This window comes from Ruegeria halocynthiae, from assembly GCF_000743705.1.
Lineage (GTDB): Bacteria > Pseudomonadota > Alphaproteobacteria > Rhodobacterales > Rhodobacteraceae > Ruegeria > Ruegeria halocynthiae_B.
Genome location: NZ_JQEZ01000001.1, coordinates 978,238 through 1,002,150 on the forward strand (window position 1 = coordinate 978,238; position 23,913 = coordinate 1,002,150).

The 23,913-nt window shown below is 59.2% G+C and carries 22 protein-coding genes; 9 read left to right on the forward strand and 13 right to left on the reverse strand.

Features of this window, described 5'->3' with window-relative positions; translation table 11 throughout:
* Nucleotides 1–10: 10 nt before the first annotated feature.
* Genes JT51_RS04770 through JT51_RS04780 form a run of 3 tightly spaced genes read right to left on the reverse strand, consistent with a single transcriptional unit; the run spans nt 11 to nt 2,408 of the window.
* Nucleotides 11–682: a CPBP family intramembrane glutamic endopeptidase gene (locus JT51_RS04770; RefSeq protein WP_037308433.1), complete on the reverse strand. Its 672-nt coding sequence runs from the start codon at nt 680–682 to the stop codon at nt 11–13.
* Entirely contained in the window at nt 679–1,326 is a 648-nt protein-coding gene (locus JT51_RS04775) for an aminotransferase class IV family protein (protein WP_037308436.1), read from the reverse strand. The genes JT51_RS04770 and JT51_RS04775 overlap by 4 nt, the downstream gene beginning before the upstream one ends.
* The gene (locus JT51_RS04780; protein ID WP_037308439.1) at nt 1,281–2,408 is read right to left on the reverse strand and encodes an aminodeoxychorismate synthase component I; all 1,128 of its coding nucleotides are present in this window, start codon (nt 2,406–2,408) and stop codon (nt 1,281–1,283) included. Before JT51_RS04780 ends, JT51_RS04775 begins: the two co-directional genes overlap by 46 nt.
* 176 nt (nt 2,409–2,584) lie before the next feature.
* On the opposite strand from JT51_RS04780, the gene carB reads away from it, so the two are divergent.
* Complete coding sequence (gene carB, locus JT51_RS04785) at nt 2,585–5,929, forward strand: carbamoyl-phosphate synthase large subunit (protein ID WP_037308442.1); 3,345 nt, start codon at nt 2,585–2,587, stop codon at nt 5,927–5,929.
* A gap of 58 nt (nt 5,930–5,987) precedes the next feature.
* On the opposite strand, the gene JT51_RS04790 is transcribed toward carB, so the two are convergent.
* The 3 genes from JT51_RS04790 to JT51_RS04800 are packed head-to-tail and all read right to left on the reverse strand — an operon-like array spanning nt 5,988 to nt 10,551.
* Nucleotides 5,988–9,038 carry an efflux RND transporter permease subunit gene (locus JT51_RS04790; protein WP_037308445.1) on the reverse strand — a complete coding sequence of 1,017 codons (3,051 nt, stop codon included), beginning with the start codon at nt 9,036–9,038 and terminating at the stop codon, nt 5,988–5,990.
* Nucleotides 9,039–9,049: 11 nt separating this feature from the next.
* The gene (locus tag JT51_RS04795) at nt 9,050–10,087 is read right to left on the reverse strand and encodes an efflux RND transporter periplasmic adaptor subunit (RefSeq protein WP_037308448.1); all 1,038 of its coding nucleotides are present in this window, start codon (nt 10,085–10,087) and stop codon (nt 9,050–9,052) included.
* Nucleotides 10,084–10,551: a MarR family winged helix-turn-helix transcriptional regulator gene (locus JT51_RS04800; protein WP_037308451.1), complete on the reverse strand. Its 468-nt coding sequence runs from the start codon at nt 10,549–10,551 to the stop codon at nt 10,084–10,086. Before JT51_RS04800 ends, JT51_RS04795 begins: the two co-directional genes overlap by 4 nt.
* A gap of 167 nt (nt 10,552–10,718) precedes the next feature.
* Here JT51_RS04800 and JT51_RS04805 point away from each other — a divergent pair, with 167 nt between their 5' ends.
* Both JT51_RS04805 and JT51_RS04810 read left to right on the forward strand, forming a co-directional pair.
* The gene (locus JT51_RS04805; RefSeq protein WP_037308453.1) at nt 10,719–11,843 is read left to right on the forward strand and encodes a beta-ketoacyl-ACP synthase III; all 1,125 of its coding nucleotides are present in this window, start codon (nt 10,719–10,721) and stop codon (nt 11,841–11,843) included.
* A gap of 102 nt (nt 11,844–11,945) precedes the next feature.
* Nucleotides 11,946–13,148: an NADH:flavin oxidoreductase/NADH oxidase family protein gene (locus tag JT51_RS04810; RefSeq protein ID WP_037308456.1), complete on the forward strand. Its 1,203-nt coding sequence runs from the start codon at nt 11,946–11,948 to the stop codon at nt 13,146–13,148.
* 43 nt (nt 13,149–13,191) lie between these two features.
* On the opposite strand, the gene JT51_RS04815 is transcribed toward JT51_RS04810, so the two are convergent.
* Entirely contained in the window at nt 13,192–13,653 is a 462-nt protein-coding gene (locus tag JT51_RS04815) for a hypothetical protein (RefSeq protein ID WP_037309509.1), read from the reverse strand.
* A gap of 357 nt (nt 13,654–14,010) precedes the next feature.
* Here JT51_RS04815 and JT51_RS04820 point away from each other — a divergent pair, with 357 nt between their 5' ends.
* Complete coding sequence (locus tag JT51_RS04820; protein WP_037308458.1) at nt 14,011–14,589, forward strand: thymidine kinase; 579 nt, start codon at nt 14,011–14,013, stop codon at nt 14,587–14,589.
* On the opposite strand, the gene JT51_RS04825 is transcribed toward JT51_RS04820, so the two are convergent.
* From JT51_RS04825 to JT51_RS04845, 5 genes are all read right to left on the reverse strand, one after another.
* Nucleotides 14,586–15,536 carry a 2-hydroxyacid dehydrogenase gene (locus JT51_RS04825; protein ID WP_037308460.1) on the reverse strand — a complete coding sequence of 317 codons (951 nt, stop codon included), beginning with the start codon at nt 15,534–15,536 and terminating at the stop codon, nt 14,586–14,588. The two genes, JT51_RS04820 and JT51_RS04825, sit on opposite strands and share 4 nt — an antisense overlap.
* Nucleotides 15,536–15,874, reverse strand: coding sequence for a tRNA-binding protein (locus JT51_RS04830; protein ID WP_037308463.1), 339 nt, complete (start codon nt 15,872–15,874; stop codon nt 15,536–15,538). The genes JT51_RS04825 and JT51_RS04830 overlap by 1 nt, the downstream gene beginning before the upstream one ends.
* The gene (gene proC / locus JT51_RS04835) at nt 15,867–16,682 is read right to left on the reverse strand and encodes a pyrroline-5-carboxylate reductase (RefSeq protein WP_037308465.1); all 816 of its coding nucleotides are present in this window, start codon (nt 16,680–16,682) and stop codon (nt 15,867–15,869) included. The genes JT51_RS04830 and proC overlap by 8 nt, the downstream gene beginning before the upstream one ends.
* A 39-nt stretch (nt 16,683–16,721) precedes the next feature.
* A complete protein-coding gene (locus JT51_RS04840; protein WP_037308468.1) occupies nt 16,722–17,222 on the reverse strand; it encodes a YbjN domain-containing protein in 501 nt (166 codons plus the stop codon).
* A 338-nt stretch (nt 17,223–17,560) separates the two neighbouring features.
* Complete coding sequence (locus JT51_RS04845) at nt 17,561–17,809, reverse strand: accessory factor UbiK family protein (protein WP_037308471.1); 249 nt, start codon at nt 17,807–17,809, stop codon at nt 17,561–17,563.
* 97 nt (nt 17,810–17,906) lie between these two features.
* On the opposite strand from JT51_RS04845, the gene lgt reads away from it, so the two are divergent.
* From lgt to JT51_RS04870, 4 genes are all read left to right on the forward strand, one after another.
* The gene (gene lgt, locus JT51_RS04850) at nt 17,907–18,794 is read left to right on the forward strand and encodes a prolipoprotein diacylglyceryl transferase (protein WP_037309512.1); all 888 of its coding nucleotides are present in this window, start codon (nt 17,907–17,909) and stop codon (nt 18,792–18,794) included.
* Complete coding sequence (locus tag JT51_RS04855; RefSeq protein ID WP_037308474.1) at nt 18,791–19,858, forward strand: class I SAM-dependent methyltransferase; 1,068 nt, start codon at nt 18,791–18,793, stop codon at nt 19,856–19,858. Before lgt ends, JT51_RS04855 begins: the two co-directional genes overlap by 4 nt.
* Entirely contained in the window at nt 19,855–20,613 is a 759-nt protein-coding gene (gene pgeF, locus JT51_RS04860; RefSeq protein WP_037308477.1) for a peptidoglycan editing factor PgeF, read from the forward strand. Before JT51_RS04855 ends, pgeF begins: the two co-directional genes overlap by 4 nt.
* 731 nt (nt 20,614–21,344) lie before the next feature.
* Entirely contained in the window at nt 21,345–22,127 is a 783-nt protein-coding gene (locus tag JT51_RS04870) for a Hint domain-containing protein (RefSeq protein WP_081894595.1), read from the forward strand.
* A 116-nt stretch (nt 22,128–22,243) separates the two neighbouring features.
* Here the strand turns inward: JT51_RS04870 and JT51_RS04875 are convergent, their stop codons facing one another.
* Nucleotides 22,244–22,744, reverse strand: coding sequence for an Lrp/AsnC family transcriptional regulator (locus tag JT51_RS04875; protein WP_037308482.1), 501 nt, complete (start codon nt 22,742–22,744; stop codon nt 22,244–22,246).
* Between the two features lie 226 nt (nt 22,745–22,970).
* Here JT51_RS04875 and trxB point away from each other — a divergent pair, with 226 nt between their 5' ends.
* Nucleotides 22,971–23,912, forward strand: a complete 942-nt coding sequence (gene trxB / locus JT51_RS04880) for a thioredoxin-disulfide reductase (RefSeq protein WP_037308485.1) — start codon at nt 22,971–22,973, stop codon at nt 23,910–23,912.
* Nucleotide 23,913 lies beyond the last annotated feature (1 nt).

The window sequence follows — 23,913 nt, forward strand, 5'->3', positions numbered from 1 at the left end:
GGTCAGGTCGTCAAAACGGTCTTTGCACGTTACCCGAATAGAAATAGATGCCCAGACCGGCGGCAAAGATGATATTGCCCGCTATCGCGTGCAGCAGAACCGCATAGAAAAACGACCCGCGTTTGCGATAAGCCCATGTGAACAGCAGCCCCCCGGCAAAGGTCATGGCCGCCACGATCCAGCTCCAATACATTAGATGGGCCAGCGAAAACAAAGCGGCGTTCAGCAGATAGGCGGCCCGACCATTGGGCAGAATCGCGTGATAGCGCCGGAAAAACAGGGACCGGAACAACAGCTCTTGCGGCAGGGCGGACAGCAGCGGATAGCCAAGCCAGATCACGGCCAGAAACTCGGGCCGGTTGCGCAGCAGGAAAAACGCCGCCTCCGGGCGGGTCAACATCACAAGTGTTGCACAAAAAAGTGTCATCGCGATCGCAAACGCGGCGACTTCGCCCCAGGACCAGCTGCGCCAGTTGTACAGCAGTTCGGCCCAGGCGAAGCCCGGCGTGAAGTGAAGTAACACGATGCCAATCGCCGTGAAGGTGAACAGCGACGGAAACATCCAATTCGGAGGAAAGAAGACCGCGATCAGCACGGGCACGGCGATGAAGAACAGTCCGAATTCCAGACGCAGCCGCAAATGCGGTGCCGCGCGATCCGCCCAATCGGTTTGTTTGCTCACTGTAACGCCAACTCCGCCCGGATCAGACCACGCAACGAATTACCTACATAGAGTTTTTCCGCGTTTTTCAGATCGGTCAAGGACAAGACGGACTCGGCAACCTGTTTATTTTCAAGACGTTCTTCCCGCAAAACGCCGGGCAACAGCCCGCAGGACAACGCAGGCGTCAGGCGGGGCCCGTCGGGCATGTCCAGAAACAGGTTGGTGATCGTGCCTTCGCACAGTTCATTGCGGTGGTTCAGGAACAAAACCTCGTCGATACCATCTGGCAAGGCCGCACGCGCCTGATCGTAAACGGCGCGCTGCGTTGTCTTGTGCCGCAACCAGACATCCGACGCGGTCAATCGGGTCTGGGCGATGGCGACCCTCCACACCGGTGGGTTTTCGGCCAACGGGCCGGTTGTCACGTCAACCTGCCCGTCCGCCGCCAGGGTCAGACGACACCGCAGCGGTGACGGTCCGGCGACCCCTTCCAGCGCCGCAACGGCCTGTCCTGTGTCGAAAGGCAAGCCCAACGCCGCAGCCGAGCGTGCCATGCGGGCCAGATGCCGGTCGCGCCGCACAAGCCCCTGCCCGGGCCGAAAGGCTAGCGTTTCGATTACGCGGAAGTCAGGATCATCTGGTGGGCAAAGCGGGCTTTCCATAACGCTTCCTCATATTCGGATGGGGCCGTGCTGTCCCAGACCACGCCGCCGCCGACGTTCAAGGTGGCCGTGCCATCTTCAACCATCAGGGTACGGATCGCCACATTGAATTCCGACCGCCCATCTGGCGCGGCCCAGCCGATGGCCCCGCAGTAGATATCGCGCGACCAAGGCTCAAGCTCGGACAGAACCTCCATCGCGCGGATCTTGGGCGCGCCGGTGATCGAACCGCAGGGGAACAGCGCCGTCAGGATGTCGGACAGTTCCGCCCCAAGATGCAGCTGTGCCTGCACCAGCGAGATCATCTGATGCACGGTGGCATAGGTTTCGACCTTGAACAGTTCGGGCACTTTGACGGACCCGGGCAGCGCGACGCGGCTGATATCATTGCGCAACAGGTCGACGATCATCAGGTTTTCGGCCCGGTTCTTTTCGTCGACCGACAAAAACGCCCGGCGGCGCGCGTCTTCGGCCATATCCTCGCTACGCGGTTGCGTCCCCTTCATGGGGCGCGTTTCGATGCTGCGATCCGCGCCGGTGCGAAAGAACAGCTCTGGCGAGCGGCTGAGCAGATCGGGCAGATCGTCCTGTTCGACCAGCGCGCCGTGGCCCACCGTTTGACCAGCGGCCAACGCAGCATAAAGCGCAGCACTGTTGCCCGCGACGGTCAGGTCAATCGGAAAGGTCAGGTTGGCCTGATAGATATCCCCTGCCCCGATGGCATCATGCACGTGACGGAAGGCACGGGTATAGCGCGCCTCGTCCCAGCGCGGTGCAAAACCTATGACACCACCATCTGCTGGGGGCAGATCGCGTTGTATGGGCGCGTCAAAGACCCCAAAACACATCAGCGGCAGGCGGCGGTCATTGGGCATACGGTGCGACAGGCGTGGCTCCAGGGCAAACCCCAGCTCGTAACTGGCATAGCCCGCCAGCCATGCGCCTAGGGCGCGCGCCTCATCCAGCGCCGCCATCGCCTGGGGCACGTCCTCCGCAGTGTCGGCGCGGATCACCCTGTCTGGCCGGTCGAAACTGGTTCCCGGTCCGGCCGGCCCCTGATCGAAACGAATACGCAAGTGCATCCTCATTTGCCGTGTTGCGCGGTATAGAGATTACGGCGACAAGGGAAAGAGGGGAAAGCGGCAAATTCGCGCCCGTTTCCGATACCTCTTGAACCTTTTCGCGCGGTCCCTATAACGCAGGACAATTTGGGCGCATGGGGGCGTCCTGACTCGCAGACAACCAAAGGAACAGGGCCATGCCGAGAAGAACCGACATCCAGTCGATCATGATCATCGGGGCGGGACCCATTGTTATCGGTCAGGCTTGCGAGTTCGACTATTCCGGCGCTCAGGCCTGCAAGGCGCTGCGGGAAGAAGGCTACCGGGTTATTCTGGTGAACTCAAACCCCGCCACGATCATGACCGACCCCGGCCTGGCCGACGCCACCTATATCGAACCGATCACGCCCGAGGTTGTCGCCAAGATCATCGAGAAAGAACGTCCCGACGCCTTGCTACCGACCATGGGCGGGCAAACCGGGTTGAACACCTCGCTGGCGCTGGAAGAGATGGGCGTGCTTGAGGAATTCGGCGTTGAGATGATTGGTGCGACCCGCGACGCCATCGAAATGGCCGAAGACCGCAAACTGTTCCGCGAAGCGATGGACCGGCTTGGTATCGAAAACCCCAAGGCCACTATCGTCACCGCCCCCAAACGCGAAGACGGCAGCACCGATCTGGACGCAGGCGTGCAGATCGCGCTGGGTGATTTGGAGGGCATCGGCCTACCCGCCATCATCCGCCCGGCCTTTACCATGGGCGGCACCGGCGGCGGCGTGGCCTATAACCGCGAGGATTATATCCATTTCTGCCGCACCGGCATGGACGCCTCGCCGGTAAACCAGATTCTTGTCGATGAATCGCTGTTGGGCTGGAAAGAATTTGAGATGGAGGTTGTTCGCGACAAGGCGGACAACGCCATCATCGTCTGTTCCATTGAAAACATTGACCCGATGGGCGTGCATACCGGTGACTCGATCACTGTGGCCCCTGCGCTGACGCTGACCGACAAGGAATACCAGATCATGCGCAACGGCTCGATCGCCGTTCTGCGTGAAATCGGCGTGGAAACCGGCGGATCGAACGTTCAGTGGGCAATCAACCCCGACGATGGCCGCATGGTCGTGATCGAGATGAACCCGCGGGTGTCGCGATCGTCTGCACTGGCCTCCAAAGCGACCGGTTTCCCGATTGCCAAGATCGCGGCCAAGCTGGCCGTTGGGTATACGCTGGACGAGTTGGACAATGACATCACCAAGGTCACACCTGCCAGCTTTGAACCGACCATTGATTATGTCGTCACCAAGATCCCGAAATTCGCCTTTGAGAAATTCCCGGGTTCTGAACCGTATCTGACCACAGCCATGAAATCGGTGGGTGAGGCGATGTCCATCGGCCGCACCATCCACGAATCGATGCAAAAGGCGCTGGCCTCGATGGAATCGGGTCTGACCGGCTTTGATGAGATCGAAATCCCCGGCCTGAACGTAGGTGTCTGGGACGAGGCCGACGACAAGGCCGCCGTAATCAAGGCGATCAGCCAGCAGACACCTGACCGTTTGCGCACCGTTGCGCAGGCGATGCGGCATGGTTTGACCGATGACGAAATCTTTGGTGTCACCAAGTTCGACCCGTGGTTTCTGGCCCGCATCCGCGAGATCATCGAAGCCGAAAGCCAGCTGCGCAAAGACGGCCTGCCGGAGACCGAAGAAGGCATTCGCAAACTGAAGATGCTGGGCTTCACCGACGCGCGTCTGGGCAACCTGACCGGCACGCCCGAAACCGACATCCGCCGCGCTCGCCGCAATCTGGGCGTTACGGCCGTGTTCAAACGCATCGACACCTGCGCGGCCGAGTTCGAGGCGCAGACGCCCTATATGTACTCGACCTATGAGGCCCCAATGATGGGCGACGTGGAATGCGAAGCACGTCCATCAGATCGTAAGAAGGTGGTCATCCTCGGCGGTGGCCCCAACCGGATCGGTCAGGGGATCGAGTTCGACTATTGCTGCTGTCACGCCTGCTTTGCGCTGACCGAGGCGGGCTATGAGACGATCATGATCAACTGCAACCCCGAGACTGTCAGCACCGACTATGACACCTCGGATCGTTTGTATTTCGAACCGCTGACCTTTGAACATGTCATGGAAATCCTCACCAAGGAACAGGACAACGGCACGCTGCACGGCGTAGTCGTCCAGTATGGCGGCCAAACGCCGCTGAAACTGGCCAACGCGCTGGAAGCGGAAGGTATTCCAATTCTGGGCACCACGCCCGACGCGATTGATCTGGCCGAAGACCGCGAACGCTTTCAGGCGCTGGTCAATGATCTGGGATTGAAACAGCCCAATAACGGCATCGCCTCAACCGATGAGCAGGCGCTGGAGATTGCCGAGGGCATCGGCTTTCCGCTGGTGATCCGCCCCTCTTATGTTCTGGGTGGGCGCGCGATGGAAATCGTGCGCGATATGGATCAGCTGAGGCGCTATATCAACGAAGCCGTGGTGGTTTCGGGCGACAGCCCGGTTCTGCTGGACAGCTACCTGGCCGGTGCGGTGGAACTGGATGTGGACGCAATCTGCGATGGCACCGACGTCCATGTCGCAGGCATCATGCAACATATCGAAGAGGCCGGTGTGCACTCGGGTGACAGCGCCTGTTCGCTGCCGCCCTATTCGCTGTCCAAGGACGTCATCGAACGGATCAAGGATCAGGCGTTCAAACTGGCCAAGGCGCTGAACGTTGTTGGCCTGATGAACGTGCAATTCGCCATCAAGGACGATGAGATCTACCTGATCGAGGTCAATCCGCGCGCCAGCCGCACCGTACCGTTTGTGGCCAAAGCCACAGACAGTGCGATTGCGTCAATTGCTGCGCGCGTCATGGCAGGTGAAAAACTGGCGAACTTCCCGATGCGCCCGGCCTACAAAGAAGGTCAAGACACAAAAATTGCCGACCAGATGACGCTGGCCGACCCGGATATGCCGTGGTTTTCGGTGAAAGAAGCCGTGCTGCCCTTCGCCCGCTTCCCCGGTGTCGATACCATTCTGGGCCCGGAAATGCGCTCGACCGGCGAGGTCATGGGCTGGGACCGCGACTTCCCGCGCGCCTTCCTCAAGGCCCAGATGGGCGCGGGCATGGTGCTACCCTCCGAGGGTTGCGCGTTCATCTCGATCAAGGATGCCGACAAGACCGCGGCGATGCTTGAAGCCGCTCAGGTTCTGACCGCACAAGGCTTCACGCTTGTTGCCACACGCGGCACGCAATCCTGGCTGGCCGAACAAGGCGTGGCCTGTGACGTGGTCAACAAGGTCTATGAAGGCCGCCCGGATGTGGCAGACATGCTCAAGGACGGTCAGGTGCAGCTGGTGATGAACACGACCGAGGGCGCGCAGGCTGTCGAAGACAGCAAGGCGATCCGCTCAATCGCGCTCTATGACAAGATCCCCTACTTCACAACGGCCGCTGCAAGCCACGCCGCAGCGCTGGCCATCAAGGCGCAGGCCGAAGGGGATGTCGAGGTGAAGTCGCTGCAAGGCTGATGCGCCCCACACGAACAAAAAAAGCAAAACCCCCGGTCTGTGACCGGGGGTTTTTCATTTAAACAGCGCTTTGCTGTGCGGTCTTCCTTCGCTCTTCCGGCAGGAAGAACACCATATAGAACACCGGGGCCGCCACCATCGTCAGGATGGTGGCAAAGGCCAGCCCGCCCATGATCGTCACCGCCATCGACTTGAAAAAGGCATCCGTCAACAACGGCGCCATACCCAGAATGGTGGTGATCGCAGCCAGCATGACCGGGCGCAGGCGGGATACCGATGCCTCAACAATCGACTCGCGCAGCCCTTTGCCGGTCTCGCGGACAAGGTCGATCTCTTCGACCAGAACAATGCCGTTCTTGATCAGCATCCCCGACAGGCTGAGCAGCCCCAGCAGCGCGGTGAACGTGAAAGGCAGCCCGGTGCCCAATAGGCCGATCACCACGCCGTTCACCGACATCGGCACCAACAGCCAGATGATGATCGGCTGGCGTATCGCGTTAAAGATCAACACCGAGATCAGCACCATGATCAACAGGCTCAGCGGCAATTGACGTCCCAGGCTGGCGTTTGCATCGCCCGAGGCTTCGAACTCACCCCCCCATTCCATCCGATACCCCGGGGGCAGTTCCATTTCCTCAATGGCCTGACGCACCTCGGAATGCACCTGTGCCGCCGTCATGCCCGGCGGGATGTCGGCACCGACGGTGATGGTCAGCACACGATCCCGGCGATGAACCAGAGTGTTGAGGGATTTGTATTCGAACCCGTCGACCATCTGTTCAATGGGAACAAAATTTTCCGACTGGTTCGAATACACGACCTGATCCACGATCGAGTAATCCCCGTCTGCGGGACGACGCAGGATAATTGGAATCAGACGGTCACGTTCGCGAAGCACGCCGCCCGTGATCCCATCCGTCGAAAATTGCAGCGTGGCGGCGATGTCCTCGCGGGTTACCCCGGCTGTCTGCGCGCGCTCGGTCGCATAGATCGGCTGAACCGCCAGCTCCTGTTCGCGCCAGTCGTGGTACACGTTCAGCGCATTCTTGGACGCGCCGCGCATCACCTGCACCGCCTCATCCGCCAATTGACGCAGAACGGCCGGATCACTGCCAGAGAAACGCGCCTGAATCGGGTCACCCCCGCCAGGGCCAAAGATCAGCCGCTTGGTGCGGAACTTGCCTTCGGAGAATTGCGCGGAACCAAACGCCTCAAGATCTGCCTGCAACGCTGGAATGTCGTCCAGGGTTTCCGTACGGATGATCATGTGACCATAGCTGGAACTTGGCTTTTCAGCGTCATAGGTCAGCAGGAAGCGGGTCGCGCCCTGCCCGACAAAAGTGGCAACGGAAACAACATCATCACGTTGGGCCAGCCAGTCCTCGAATACCGTCATGTCCTGCGCTGTGCGGGCGATGGGCGTGCCCTGCGGCAAGTTGTAGTGCACAAAGAACAGCGGCGTGTTCGAATCCGGAAAGAACTGCTGCCGCACCAGGCCGAACCCGGCGAAACACACCACCGTGACCCCCACCAGCCCGGCGATGACCAGCCAGCGGAACCGCAGAGCCCAGCGCAGAACGCTGCCGTAGATACGGAACATGAGGCCACTATAGGCATCCGCCGCGCCTTCTTTGCCCTGTTTGAAGAAGTAGTGACCCAGCATTGGCGTCACAGTCAGAGCCAGCACCCAGCTGAGCAACAGCGAAATTCCGATTACCGCAAACAAAGAGAACAGGAATTCACCCGTTGAATCAGGGCTTAAACCGATGCCCGCAAATGCCATGATGCCAATGACCGTGGCCCCCAACAGCGGGATCTGGGTTTTAGACGCGGCCTCGTCCGCGGCATCGCGCGAGTTTTTGCCGCGCTGCATGGCGATCTGCATCCCCTCGGCCACCACGATGGCGTTGTCCACCAGCATCCCCATCGCAATGATCAGGGCCCCCAGCGAAATCCGCTCCATCTCGATGGAAAAGATCGACATGAACAGCAGCGTCCCTACCACCGTCAGCAACAGCGTCGATCCGACAACCACAGACGCGCGCCAGCCCATGAAAATGGCCAGAACCGCAACCACGATGGTCACCGACAATGCAAGGTTCACCAGAAAATTATTCGATGCCTCTTCGACCACCACATGCTGTTGGTAGATGGGCAGGATTTCGACACCATAAGGGATCTGAGAATCCAATTGGGCAAACTTGGCGTCGGCGCGTTTGCCGACCTCGACAATGTTTTCCGTCGACAGACCTGCGATGCCCAGCGTAAACGCCTCGGCCCCGTTAAAGCGGATCATGACATCCGGGTCGGACTGGCGGCCCCGATATACGTTCGACATGTCGAACAGGTTGATAACCTGCCCCTGCGATCCCACCGACAGCCCGGCAATCGCCGAAACACTGTCAGACCCTTCGGCGGTCAGGATCGTCGTGCGGTCATTTCCCGACCGGACAGAGCCCGACGCGTTGACCGAATCCGCATTGGCGATGGCCTGATTGATGGCCTGCAGGGGGACGTTCTGGTTCACGGAAATGGCCAGATCGGGTTCTACAAAGATGGCCTCATTGGGCAGGCCCATCACCTCGACGTTGGCAATACCGTCAACGGTCAGCAGCTCACGCCGGAGAAAGGTCGCAAGCTCGTGCTTTTCCGCATCCGAATAGCCGTCGGCGGTCACAGCATAGAACAGGCCGAACACATCCCCGAACCCGTCATTGACGAAAGGCGGGCTGACGCCCGAGGGCAGCCCACGCCCCGCATCGCGCACCTTGGCGCGCAGCTCGGTCCAGATGCCCGGCAATTCGCTGCCGGCATGGGTGGATTTGACCTCGACCTGGATCAGGGAAACCCCGGGGCGGTTGATCGAGGTGATGGTATCAATCTCGCCCATCTGCTGGATGGCGGATTCCAGTGGTTCGGACACTTCCAAAGCCACCTGCTCCGCGGTGGCACCGGGGTACTCTGTGACGATGACGGCGCTTTTGATGGTAAAGGCCGGGTCTTCGAGACGTCCCAGCGACAGAAATCCCCAGATGCCGCCAAACAGGGCAATAAGGATGATCAGCCACGTATAGATCGGGCGATCAATGGATGCGCGTGCGATGTTCATCTGTCCGCCCTTCAGTTCGCAAAGCCGACAAAGCGGCGCACGGCCTGACCGTCGGTCAAGACGCCGCCCCCGGCGACAACGATCTCGTCACCATCCGACAACCCGGTCAAAACCTTGACGCCGCCCTTCTGCGTGGGTTCGATGGTAACCGGCACACGCCGCACGGTTCCCTCGTCCGCGCCAGCGGGCGAGAACACCAGAACACCCAATGCGCCGTTGGCGTCCGGTATGATGGCGGTGGCTGGCACGGTGATGCCCGTCTGATTGTCCTGCACCTGAACGGTCACCGTCACGGACGAGCCCGGCAGGATTTGCAGCCCCTCCGGCGGGGTCAGGCCGAACTGAATGCGGAAGGTCTGCCCCACGCTTGAAGATTCGGCATCGAATTCGCGGATCTGCAAAGGGAACACCTGATCACTGGTGGGAAACTTCGCTGTGATTGTTACGTCATGCTGCTGCGCCGAGCGCTGAAATAGAATCTCGGGCACATCGACTTCGATGCGCAACTCGGACATGTCGTGGATGCGCACAATTGGGGTCCCGGCGGACACAGTGGTGAATGATTCGACCGCCCGGCTTGAGATCAGCGCGTCAAAAGGCGCGGTCAGAGTGGCCTGTTCCAGATCGTATTCCGCATCACGCACGGCAATATCGGCCAGTTGCGCCGCAGTTTCAGCGTCATCCACCGCCACCTGGCTTGCAGAAGTCCCACGTAGGCGCGCCAGCCGGGCTACTGTGCGATCCGCCTGATCCCGCTGCAGAACTGCCCGGTCATATCGGCGTTGGAACGGTTCCTGATTCAGTTGCGCAATCAATTCGCCCTTGGGGATAACAAACCCTTCGGTCACCGGCATCTCAACGATCTGCCCGGCCACCTGAAAGGCCAGGTCGACAGTCTGTCGGGCGGCAACCCGGCCGAAGAACTGACGCGAAAACCCGGGCGAGGTTTCCTGAACCTGCATCAGCTTCACAGGTTTGGCGGCATCCTGAGCCACGGCCGAGGTTGCAAGTACAGTCAGAGCAACGCTCAGAACAGAGAAAAGCTTCATTTCTTCAATCCCTCGGGAATTCCCGTTTTTTGAATATTCGCCCGGATTTTCCGGGCAAGTCGTGCAAATTCAGAAGTTTCAGCAGCTGTCAGCCCTGAAGTTCGGTGAAACAGGGCGCCTGCTTCGGCAATCAGCATCTGGCGCACCTCAAGGCCCTTGTCGGTCAGAACCAACAGCCACGCGCGGCGATCTTCGGGGTCGCGCTGTCGGGTCAGATAACCTGATTGTTCAAGCGCGTCAGCGGTTGAGGTGATCGTCGACGGCACCGACTGCATGTCTGCGGCCAGAACGCCCATCCGCTTGGGCTGATCCAGCTTGATCATCATGTGGCATTCCTGATGGCTCAGGTCCTGTTTGACGGCGGCCAGGCTTTCCTCCAACTTCCAGTAAAGCGCATACACCCCCATCATGGCCTGCATTTCAGGGCCAAGATTTTTTACTAGGGCATTGTCGTCACAGGTCATGGCTCAAGCCCTTTGTGCACACAGAAATCCCATATACTTCGAAAAATGAACTATTCAAGAATTGAAACTGAGTTGTCATGAACTTTGAAGTTCCCTCGGGTCAATCTCTCTTGAACTAACTCGCTTATGCCTGCATTTTGGGAAAACTCAAAAATTCAGGTTCAATCATGTACACGCCCGCCATAACCGGTACCGGTGTTTTCACACCAGAAAACGTCATCACCAACGCTGAGCTTGTCACTGCCTTCAACGCCTATGCTGACAAGATGAACGCCCGCAACGCCGAAGCGATCGCAGCGGGTGAGATGGAACCGATGCAACATTCGTCGGAAGAGTTCATCCTCAAGGCGTCGGGCATCGAAAACCGATATGTGATGGACAAGACCGGCGTACTTGATCCTGACGTGATGCATCCGCAACTGCGACAGCGCAGCGATGACGAACCGGGCATCATGACCGAAATGGCGGTGGATGCCTGCAAAAAGGCATTGGCACAGGCTGGCCGCCGTGCCGAAGATGTCGATCTGGTGATCTGCGCGGCGTCGAACCACGAACGTGCCTATCCTGCGGTTGCGATCGAAGTCCAGCAGGCGCTGGGCATCCAGGGCTTTGGCTTTGACATGAACGTCGCCTGTTCCTCGGCCACCTTCGGCATTCAGGCAGCGGCCGATATGATCCGCTCGGGCTCGGTCCGGTCGACGCTGGTGGTGAACCCTGAAATCTGTTCCGGGCATCTGGAGTGGTGTGACCGCGACTGTCATTTCATTTTCGGTGATGTGGCCACCGCCACACTGATCGAACGGATCGAAGACGCGGCAGGTCCGCATTTCGAGGTCCTGTCGACCCGTTGCGCGACCCAGTTTTCCAACAACATCCGCAACAACAACGGCTTTTTACGTCGCTCGCGTCCGGACGGCGTCGCCGACCGACGCGATATGCAGTTCATGCAGAACGGGCGTAAAGTGTTCAAGGAAGTGCTGCCGATGGTCAGCAAGCATATCTCGGATCACATGGAATCCGAGGGTGTGGACAGCGGCGACCTGAAACGCCTGTGGCTGCATCAGGCCAACAAGACGATGAATGATTTCATTGGCAAAAAAGTTCTGGGCCGCGAGCCCGAAGCGGGTGAGCAACCCAACATCCTGCAGGACTATGCCAACACGTCATCCGCCGGGTCGATCATTGCGTTTTCCAAATACTCCGACGATCTGACTGACGGAGATGTCGGGCTGATCTGTTCGTTCGGCGCCGGGTATTCGGTGGGGTCGGTGATTGTGAAACGGCACGGGTAACGCCGGGCCGAATGGTCGGGTGAATCGCAAGATTTCCGGGTCAATCTGGATTGTGCGGCATCTGTGCTGACACCAGTGGGGCAAGCCGCTAGTGTTCAGGTCATGACACAACCAGAACCTTCGCCACTGGCTCAGCCGTTGACACTGCCCTGCGGTGCTATCCTTAAAAACCGGATTGCAAAATCCGCCATGTCGGATTCGCTTGGCGACGGGCGCGGCTATCCGACGGATGCGCAGATACGACTGTATGAGCGTTGGGCCAGCGGTGGCCTGGCACTGTCCATCATTGGAGAAGTTCAGGGCACGCCGGATTTTGCGGAAAAGCCTGGGAACCTTGTTTTACGTTCAGATTTGGACGCCGACCGCTTTGCAGCGCTGGCCGAAAAAGGTGCGCGCAATGATGCGCATCTATGGCTGCAGCTTGGCCACGCCGGCGCGATGGCGGACCCGCTGATCAGTGCACCCAAGGGTCCAAGCGTCCTTGACCTGCCCGGCCTGTCATGCGGCGCGTTAACCTTGGCCGAGGTTCAAGCCCTGCCTGCCGAATTTGCCCAAACCGCAGAAACGGTGCAGAAAATGGGATTTGGCGGTGTCGAAATTCACGCCGCCCACGGGTTCCTGCTGAACCAGTTCCTGTCCCCTCTGTTCAACAAGCGCACCGATGCCTATGGCGGATCTCTTGCCAACAGAATGCGACTGGTGCTTGAAGTTGTGGCGGCTGTCCGCAAAGCTGTCGGGTCGCGCTTTCCCGTTGGCATCAAACTAAATGCAACCGATCAGCTAGAGGGTGGATTCCAACAGGACGAGGCGCTCGCCGTGATTGAAGCGCTTGACGGGACGGGCATTGATCTTATCGACATCAGCGGTGGCACATATTTCCCCGGCGCTGTGGCGTCCTCGGATCAGGCGGGATCAGGGCCGTATTTTCTTAATTTCGCCGAACGCGCCAGAAGCCGGACGACCAAGCCACTGATGGTGACTGGCGGGTTCAAAACGCAGCAACAGGCTGAAGACGCCATTGCTGAAGGGAAAGCCGATATCGTTGGCCTTGCCCGCGCCCTTGTGCTGGATCCTGACCTTCCGCAAAAGTGGCAATCAGGTCAGGCGAACAATCCGCAATTCCCACGCTTTGACAATCCCCCAGAAGGCGGGGTTACGGCCTGGTTTACGATGCAGATCACCCAGATCGCCAATGCCGGAACCGACTTAAATACGGCTGATCTGGCCCACGCGATCCAAACCTATGAGGACCGCGACCAGCAGCGCAGGGCGATTTGGAATACCCATTTCCCTCGGGCACAGTGATGCGGTTGGGTTAACAAACAATCAACAAAACAGGCCGCGTGGTTCAGCTTACGCTTTCTTCTTCCAGATGCAGCTTCATCTCGATCAGGACCCGCTGCAGCAGGCTTGTTTCCCTCAGCAGACGCTTGGCTTCGTTAACGGTGATAATGCCGTCTTCGATTGCGGCCTGATATTCGGTCATCAGCATCGCGAAACGCTGGCTTAACGCGATAACGTCTGAGTTCACCCCGCCGGTGCGCGGGCTATCTGTGTTGCGCTCATCATAAGACAGCGTGATGTTCTTGAGATCGGCCAGGGCCGAGGTGACGTGCGGAAAGGTCGCGACCGCCTCAAGCCGGGCAACGGCATCGACTGGCATGAACCGGTCCGCGTGTTCGGCATTGTCGGAATAGTAACGGCCCAGCGTCGCCTTGGATTTTCCGGTGATCTCGCACGCCGGTTCGATCCCGACATCTTTGACCAATGCTTCCGTGTGCTTTTTAAGATAGGCCCCGATATCTGCCATATTATTACCTTTGCTGCCTGCTTCACCCACTACATCTGCCAATGTGGGGGAAAGGGAATAGAAATTTCCCATACTCGATACATAATTGAAATGTCATATGTTGGCTATCCCTCAGATATGCAGGGATTTTGTGAGTGAGTGACGGCGGTTCACGCCGGACGTGAGTGATTGCGAGGCACTTATTCTGGCCTCGCTCCGTTAAGGCCGTACGTTGGCCGGCGGCGTCGCTGTTGAAGAAGCGGGGGATCCATCCCCTATTGAGCTGTCGCTCAACTCCCGCGACAACAATGGCGACGCCACTTATTTTGCGCGGTTTGATGGCTTGCCCGCGCGGATCAGGCGATTTAGACCCGGGCTATGGCAAAGCTCTACTTCAATTACTCGACCATGAATGCAGGCAAATCGACCGTATTGCTGCAGGCCTCGCACAATTATCGCGAACGGGGCATGGATACCTATCTGATGACAGCGGCATTGGATGGCCGCGCCGGTGCCGGTAAGATCGCATCGCGGATCGGAATCTCCGCTGATGCCGATACGTTTGGGACCGACGATGATGTCTTTGCCATGATCGAAGGACGCCTGAAGCGGGGCAAGGTGACCTGCGTTTTCGTGGACGAGGCGCAGTTTCTGACCGAAGATCAGGTCTGGCAGATGGCCCGAGCCGTGGATGATCTACGGGTGCCGGTACTGGCTTACGGGCTGCGCGTGGATTTTCAGGGGCAGCTGTTTCCGGGCTCGGCCGCCTTGCTGGCGCTGGCAGATGAGATGCGTGAGGTTCGCACCATTTGCGAATGCGGGCGCAAGGCGACGATGGTGATTCGTCAGGACGAGAACGGCAATGCCATCACCGAAGGCGCGCAGGTGCAGATCGGTGGGAACGAAACTTATGTCTCGCTCTGCCGCAAACACTGGCGTGAGGCGGTCGGCAGTTAAACCGGATTTGGCAGCGGACGACCGACGACAAAGGCCGCCACGTTGTCCAGCGCCATATGCCCCATATCGGTGCGCACTTCCTCGGTCGCGGTACCCAGATGGGGCAATAGCGTGACGTTTTCCATATCACATAGGGCCTGCGGCACCGCTGGTTCGAATTCGTAAACATCCAGTCCGGCACCGGCGATCTGACCCGATTGCAAGGCGGCAATCAGAGCGGCTTCGTCCACGACCTCGCCGCGGGCGATGTTGATCAGCAGGCCCGAAGGGTTCATGGCCTCCAGCACCGACGCATTAATCAGATGGCGGGTTTCGGCGCCACCGGGGACGGCGAGCACAAGAAAATCCACCTGGGCGGCCAGCGCCTTTAGGTCGGGGATGAAATCTGCCGGGAAATCCACATTCTTGGGACTGCGCGATTGATACGCCACCTGCATACCAAAGCCGAAATGACAGCGCCGGGCGATGGCTTGCCCGATGCGACCCATACCCACGATCCCGACGCGTTTGCCAGTCACATGCTGGCCCAGCATTTGCGTCGGATGCCAGCCCTGCCAGTGCCCTGAACGCACCAGCCGTTCGCCCTCGCCCGCGCGGCGGGTTGTGGACAGCAGCAAGGTCATGGCGATATCTGCTGTGGCATCGGTGACCGCGCCGGGGGTGTTGGTAACCGCCACGCCGACATTGCGCGCCGCGGCGACGTCGATGTGGTTGTACCCAACACCAAAATTGGCCAACAGTTTGCAACGGGGTGTGGGCACAGCGGCAAATATCTGCGCCGAAAACTGGTCACCCAGCGTTGGCACCACCACGTCAAATTCGGTCAGCGCCCGAAACATGTCATCAGACGTCAGAGGCGTCGTGCTGCCCCGGATTTCAACGTCGAATTCAGCGCAGGCGCGAGCCTCGACAGCGGCGGTCATCGGGCGGGCGATCAGCAGGCGCATCAGTGCATCCGTCCGCCGGTGGGAACCTCACCGTCGGGGCCGATCAGGACGATCTCACCCTTTTCGTCGGGCAGACCCAACACCAGCACCTCGGACATGAACGCGCCGATCTGGCGTGGTGGGAAGTTGACCACCGCCATCACCTGCTTACCCACCAATGTCGTTGGGTTGTAATGCGCGGTAATTTGGGCCGAGGTCTTACGCTCGCCAATCTCATCGCCAAAGTCGATCCACATCTTGATCGCGGGTTTGCGGGCCTCAGGGTATGGTTCGGCGCGGATCACTTTGCCCACGCGGACATCGACCTTGAGAAAATCATCGAATGTTATCTCACTCACGCGAAAGCTCCTTGGATCGTTCGGTTGCGGCTTTCACAGCGCGGTGCAGCAGGTCGGGAAAGCCCTGCTCCTGGTGCATCAGCACCTCAAGCGCGGCCTGTGTGGTGCCGTTGGGCGATGTGACGTTGATGCGCAACTGCGCCGGATCTTCTTCCGCCGCCAGCGCCAGCGCCCCTGCCCCGGCCACGGTGGATTTTGCCAGTTTCATCGCCAGATCATGCGGCAAACCATGCGCCTGACCGGCAGCAGCCAATGTTTCAATCAGGTGAAACACATAGGCAGGCCCCGACCCGCTGAGGCCGGTGACGGCATCCATCTGCGCCTCATCCTCAAGCCGGACGGTTTCGCCAATGGCGGACAACAGGTTTTCAGCCAGTTCAACGTCGCCCTCGGACGCAGCCAAATTGCCGATCAACGCGGTAATCCCCTGCCGGATCGCGGCAGGCGTGTTCGGCATCGCGCGTATGATCGGGGTGCCTTGGCCCAGCACGTCTTGAAACGTGGCAATCGAGGTCCCCGCAGCGACCGAGATAAACAGGCTGCCGCCGCCACCCAGCGCCGTGATCGCAGGCAGGGCCGCGCCCATCATCTGCGGTTTGACGGCGACAAGCACCACCGCCGGAGCCTCGGGTAAAGGTGTGTTGATACTGACGCCCTGCGCCTTCAGCCAGTCCGAGGGGTTCGGGTCGATCACCCAGACGGCTGACGGTGGAAGGCCATGCTCTAACCAACCGGCAAGCATGGCCGACCCCATCTTGCCGCATCCCAGAAGAACCAGCCCCTGTTCGGCGACACGTGACATGTCCATGATTGCCCCTCCGCTAAGTCATCGCTTTGGGGCAAAGGTTTACGCGCGGCCGTAGGCCTCTGCAATGGCGACTTGCATCGCATTTTCGGGGTCGCGGTTACCCCATGTGACCAATTGGATCGCCGGGTAATAGCGTTCAGCGCTGAGTACGGCAGCGGTGATCATCGTGTCGATCTGTTCCGGGCTGGCCGTCTGGCCACCGGCCAGCACCAGGCCATAACGATAAACCATCAGTTTCTGGTTGGCCCAGTAAGTGAATGCACCGGCCCAGCACTGATCGTTCATTTTGTTCAGCAGCTCATACAGTACGGTTTCCCGCTCGGCCGGGGGTTCCATTTCGAACGAGCACACCATGCGAAGCGTTTCGTCATAGTTCGACCAGGCCAGCGTGATCGAGTATGTGCGCCACTGCCCTTCGACAGCCATGGCGATCTGATCGTCCCCGATACGGTCAAAATCCCAGTCGTGGTGTTCGGCAAGATGTTCAACAATGTCGATCGGATGAAGGTCTTCTTCGAGAAACTGCTCGGAAAGGGCCATAATGCCACCTCACTAATCTCTAGCATTTTTGGGACGGGCAGCGCCCCAGCACTAGTTGACTACTCTACAAGCCGGGCTTCCCCCATAGGCCTGTACTAAATATGGTGCGCTGTGGTTGCGGTTCTGACAACCCTATTTATTGGGGATAACATCAATAAGTTGTGGACAGATGGCAACGGACACCAAAATATTGGCACCTTTTGCAGCTTTGTCTTGATAAAATCCAACGACACGTCAAAATGCACAACACCGCACAACCCGAACCGGATTGCGCGGCTGTTTTCTTGTTTCCGAAAATCCTGGCATTGAAAACCCGATGCGATTGAAGCGCGCGGGCGTTACTTGTCCAGTTTCGCCTCAAGCGCGGCGATGCGCGATTCAAGCGCGGCGTTTTCTTCGCGCGCTTTCTGCGCCATGGCACGCACGGCGTCGAATTCTTCGCGGGTGACGAAATCGCGGTCGGCCAACCAGCGGTCGATCATCGACTTCATCGCGTTCTCGGCTTCTTCCCGCGCGCCCTGCGCCACGCCCATGGCATTGGTCATCAGCTGGGAAACGTCGTCGAGGATCTTGTTGCGGGTTTGCATGGTTCTACTCCGATATCGCGGTTGATCTCTATATGGGTAAAGATTGGCCCGGGCTCAAGGTTGACTTGCCATGCAAACCCCGGGCAATGAGACGCACATGCAGGCTGTTCTGAATTTCCCCGACCTTTCGCCCGAATTATTCTCGATCTCGCTGTTCGGGATCGAATTCGCCCTGAGGTGGTATGCGCTGGCTTATATCGCCGGTATTCTGATTGCATGGCGGTTGGGAGTTATGGCGCTGCGCCGTCCGGCCCTGTGGCCCGATAAGACGCCACCGATGAAGCCCGAACAGCTTGAGGATCTGATCACCTGGATCATCCTCGGCGTGATTCTGGGTGGGCGTCTTGGGTTCGTGCTGTTCTATCAACCCGCCTATTACCTTTCGAACCCATTGGAGATTCTGAAAGTCTGGCAAGGTGGCATGGCGTTCCATGGCGGGCTGTTGGGTGTCGTGGTCGCATCCTATCTGTATGCGCGGCGTCATCAGATTCCGATTCTGTCCCTCGCCGACCTGATTGCCCATGCGGTGCCACCGGGATTGTTGCTGGGGCGGTTGGCGAATTTCACCAATGCCGAGCTTTGGGGGCGACCCAGTGAGCTGCCGTGGGCCGTCATATTCCCCGGCCCCGCGGCACAGGATTGCCCCGGCGTTGTGGCCGGAATGTGCGCGCGCCACCCCTCGCAACTGTATGAAGCGGCCCTTGAGGGGCTGTTGCTAGGCGCGATCGTGCTGTGGCTGGCCTATCGTCGTGGCGCGTTCCACAAACCCGGGCTGGTTATGGGCGTATTTCTGGCGGGCTATGGCGCGTCACGGTTCATTGTCGAATTCTTCCGCCAACCCGATGCGCAGTTCATCTCGGCCGGGAACCCGCTGGGGCTGGCCTGGCATGTGGGCGGTTATGGTCTGACCATGGGGCAGATGCTGTCCCTGCCGATGATCGCCCTTGGCCTGTGGTTCGCCTTGCGCGCCCGGACCAAGCAATGAGCCTGAAGGACCACCTGCTGACGCGTATCGCGCAGGATGGCCCGATGAGCGTGGCCGACTATATGGCCGAATGCCTGCTGCATCCGAAGTACGGCTATTACTCCACCCGCGATCCTTTGGGGGCCCAGGGGGATTTCATCACCGCACCGGAAATCAGCCAGATGTTTGGTGAGTTGATCGGCCTGTCGCTGGCGCAATGCTGGCTGGATCAGGGGCAACCTGAACGGTTCACACTGGCCGAACTTGGACCGGGCCGCGGAACGCTGATGGCCGATATCCTGCGGGCCACGCACGGTGTGGCCGGATTTCATGACGCGGCAGATATTGTACTGTTGGACGCGTCCCCCACCCTGCGGGACATTCAGGCCCAGACGTTACGGGATCACGCACCACAATGGATCGACACGGTTGCCGACCTGACGGATGCCCCCCTGTTTCTGGTGGCGAATGAGTTTTTCGATGCCCTGCCCATTCGCCAATTCCTGCGCCACGGCGATGGCTGGCGCGAGCGGCTGATCGGTGCCGACAGCGAATCGCTGGCCTTCGGGCTGGGCCCGCAAGCGGCTCAGGTCGCGTTGGCAGGCCGGTTGGAGGACACAAATGACGGGGATCTGGTCGAAATTTGCGCGCCAGCCATCCCGATCATGACCGTGATCGCAGGCCATATCGCCAGACATGGCGGCGCTGGGCTGATCGTGGATTACGGGGACTGGCATTCGCTGGGCGACACGCTTCAGGCCCTGCAATCGCATGATCGCACCGATCCGCTGGCCACACCCGGTCAGGCAGATTTGACCGCGCATGTCGATTTCGAGCCGCTGGCGACCACCATTCGCACCACTGGATGCGCGCACACGCGCCTGACCCCGCAGGGCGTGTTTCTTGAGCGGCTGGGCATCACCGCGCGTGCGCAGGCACTGGCCGCACCGCTCGGCGGTTCCGAGCTGGACAGGCTGATTGCTGCACATCGCCGGTTGACGCACCCCGAGGAAATGGGAAACCTGTTCAAAGTGCTGGGACTGTATCCGGCACTTGCCGCGCCGCCACCGGGACTGGAACCATGACCTTGGAAATTCTGACTTCGGACATACTGTCCCCCGTTCGCCATGGGTTCTTCAGCCGACGCGGGGGGGCCTCATCGGGAATTTTCGCGGGGCTCAACTGTGGCTATGGATCATCCGACCAGACCGAGGCGGTCTCGGTCAATCGCCGCCGCGTCGCCGATGCGATGGATGTTGCACCTGACGCGCTGGTCGGTGTTCATCAGGTTCATTCACCAACCGTTCTGACGGTTGACGGCCCACTTGCAGGGGAAAAGCCCAAGGCCGACGCCGTCGTGACCGCCACACCAGGTCTGGCCCTGACGATTCTGACTGCCGATTGTCAGCCGGTCCTGTTTGCTGATCCTGACGCAAATGTGATCGGTGCCGCACATGCCGGCTGGCGGGGCGCGCTGGACGGGGTGCTTGAGGCCACACTGGACGCGATGGAGGCATTGGGGGCCAAACGCGAAGACACCTCGGCCGTGATTGGCCCCACGATTTCGCAACGCGCCTATGAGGTCGGGCCTGAGTTTCTGGATGATTTCGTGGCCGAATCCCCTGATAATCTGCGGTTCTTCGCCAATGGGGATGGGGACAGGCTGCAATTCGATCTGCCCTCGTTCGGGCTGCACAAATTGCGGCAGGCCGGGGTCGGTCAGGCCGAATGGATACGTCACTGCACCTACTCTGATCCCGACAGGTTTTATTCGTATCGCAGGTCTACACACGCAAAAGAGGCCGACTACGGTCGCCTGATTTCCGCCATAAAATTATAGCCCTTGCCCCAATTGTGGCGATTTCGCCGCTTTTTTGACACATTTTTTGTGTCTATTCGAGTCTCTAAAAATTTACAATTATTGACCGCGCTCAGGTGTTTATCTGCCGATTCTCCAACACGGCGCGGCAGCTTTGAACATGAGGAATTGCCAACTTTCGTTTGTCCTGAATTCATCCCGCATCAGCCTTATCGGCGCCGTAATAACGCGCCACATTGGGCCTTCAAAGGGAAACGGGGCTTTAGACCCCTAACGAGCAGGACCTTAAAATGAAGCTAAAATCTCGCTTTCTAAGCGCCGTTGTGGCGGCCACCAGAGGGCAGGACCTGGAGATGCCCTGGAAAAGGGTATCCAGTCATTCGGTCAGAGTCGCGCGCCGCCTGGCGACACGACGCTGACGATCAAATCTTCAGGAACCAAGCTGCCGGTTCCGGGGATCAAGACACACAGCGGAGGGGTGCTCCGATCCGGTGTGTGGAGTGTCGCTTTCATTGCTTGCGGCACTGTTACGGGGCGTGTGTGCGCAGGCTTTTTCACCTGCGATTGTATGAGTTTGTCTGGGGGGTCAATGTGTTGACCAAAGATATGCGAATTTTCATCGCGATGCGTGGCCTTCATGGCCGCTGCCCTGTGGTCGCCCGTTTCATTCAGGACAACGATAAAAACCGATCAGGCGGACCTGTACGGGGGTTCAGTTCGCCTGCGCGGATATTGGAGGGGACGGAATAATTATGCCTATTCCACGTTCTTTGACGCGCGCCGCCAGAAACGCCGTTGAAACGTCATCAATGCTGCACGAAATGCCGACGACAGGGGTCAGACAAAAGGCCCAGTTGCGGCGCTACGAAGTCAGCACGCTGATGGCAAACGGTGATATTGCCCAAACGCGCCATATCGCACCAGCTCTGCCGATGTTCGAGGACGCCTTCTGCGCCTTCACACGTGGCTCGTTGGTGGAAACCGAACAAGGGCCGCTGGCAATCGAAGACCTGTTGCCCGGAGACACCGTCCTGACGCAGGATGGCACATCCGCGACCGTGCTTTGGAAGGGATCTGTCACCCTGATCCCCGGGCGCGAAGATTCCCGTGGCCGAACCCGGCCGCTGACACGGATCATGGCCGACACGTTCGGAATGCAAAAACCCTTGTCCGGTGTAACCACCGGCCCTGCTGCCCGGCTGCTGGGAACGCCGACGCATCTGCGCCATTTACACGGAAGCACGCCGATTCTAACCCCGGTCTACGAATTTCAGGACGGCATGAGCGTGATCGAAACCCTGCCGCCGACACCGGTTGAGCTGTTCCATATCTGCCTGAAACGGCATTCGGTGATCAAGGTCGACGGATTGCAATTCGAATCGTACCATCCGGGGGTCAACGCCGGGCGTATGGTCAGCCGCTCATTGCGGTCGATTTACGTGAACCTGTTTGCACATATCGAAACGCTGAATGATTTCGGCCCGCTGCTGCTGCCGCGCGCCGGAGACGGAGAGGTGGATGCGATTACCGCCTGAATCTTAACGATTACTGCAATGTGGGGGCATCATGCAGATACTTATTAGTTGGGTTTTATCCTTGACGGTCGCGGCCTTCCTGCCGCCCGCAAAATCACAGCCAAAGCGGATGATGTTTACGCCGTCCGGCTCATTCGTTCTTCCAGAACGTCAAAGGGAACGCCGGGCTCATCTTTTGCGCCGCGAATGACAAGCGAAGTCTTGACGCTGGCCACGTTCGGCGTGGTTAGCAACTCGCCCGTCAGAAACTGTTGAAAACTGCTCAGGTCCGGTGCGACGCACTTCAGGATGAAATCCACCTCGCCGTTCAGCATGTGGCATTCCCGAACCAGCGGCCAGTCGCGACACCGTTCCTCGAACGCGCTGAGTTCGGATTCGGCCTGGCTTTCCAAGCCGACCATGGCAAAGACCTGAACCTCGAACCCTAACTCGCGCGCGTTCACTTCGGCGTGATATCCACGGATCAGGCCGGATTCTTCAAGGGTGCGCACACGCCGCAGGCAGGGTGGTGCTGAAATACCAACGCGTTTTGCCAATTCAACATTGGTCATACGACCATCTGCCTGCAATTCTGCCAGTATTTTGCGGTCAATCTCGTCCAGCCGTGTCGCGACCATCAAATGCTCCTGATTTTTCGGTTGTTATATCAGCACCCAGAGGATGCGCAATAATCTTTCGTGCCTGCGCAATATTCTTTATTTTCAATGTCCTTTTTTCGAACGCCGGACGCCGGGTGCGCGGATGACGCGAAACAGGAAGGGGCTTTAAGCGCCGCGAAGGGGTCGCTATATCCATCGCCCAGGGGCCGCGCGCCCAAATCAGGCAGATCGAGTTGGGGGTACCATGGCCGAAACAAGACACACCAAGGTTCTGATCATCGGATCGGGACCGGCCGGTTATACTGCGGGCGTCTACGCAAGCCGCGCAATGCTGGAGCCGATCCTGGTTCAGGGCATCGAACCGGGTGGTCAGCTGACCACCACAACCGAGGTTGAAAACTGGCCCGGCGATTCCGAGGTTCAAGGCCCCGATCTGATGGTGCGTATGCAAGACCACGCCAAGGCAATGGGCTGCGAGGTGATCGGCGACATCATCAGCGATCTGGATGTCAGCAAGCGCCCCTTTACCGCCAAAAGCGACAGCGGCACCATCTACACCGCAGATGCGGTTATTCTGGCCACCGGCGCGCGCGCCAAATGGCTGGGCCTGCCGTCGGAAGAGAAATTCAAAGGCTTTGGCGTTTCCGCCTGCGCCACCTGTGACGGGTTCTTTTATCGCGGACAAGAGATCGTGGTAATCGGCGGCGGCAACACTGCAGTCGAAGAGGCGCTGTTCCTGACAAACTTCGCCAGCAAGGTCACCCTGATCCACCGCCGCGATGAACTACGGGCAGAAAAGATCCTGCAGGATCGTCTGATGAAGAACGAAAAGATTGAACCCCTGTGGTTCCATCAACTGGAAGAAGTGATCGGCACCGATGCCCCGCTGGGTGTCGAGGGCGTACGCGTCAAGAACGTGAAAACCGGCGAAATCACCGAGGTCCCCTGCAAGGGTGTCTTTGTGGCCATCGGTCACGCCCCGGCGAATGAGTTGGTCAAGGACACGCTGGAAACCCATATGGGTGGCTATGTCGTGACCAAGCCCGGCTCGACCGAAACCTCGGTGCCGGGTGTGTTTGCGGCGGGTGATCTGACCGACCACATCTATCGTCAGGCGGTCACCAGTGCTGGTATGGGCTGTATGGCCGCGCTGGATGCCGAGCGGTTCCTGGCGGAACAGGACTAAT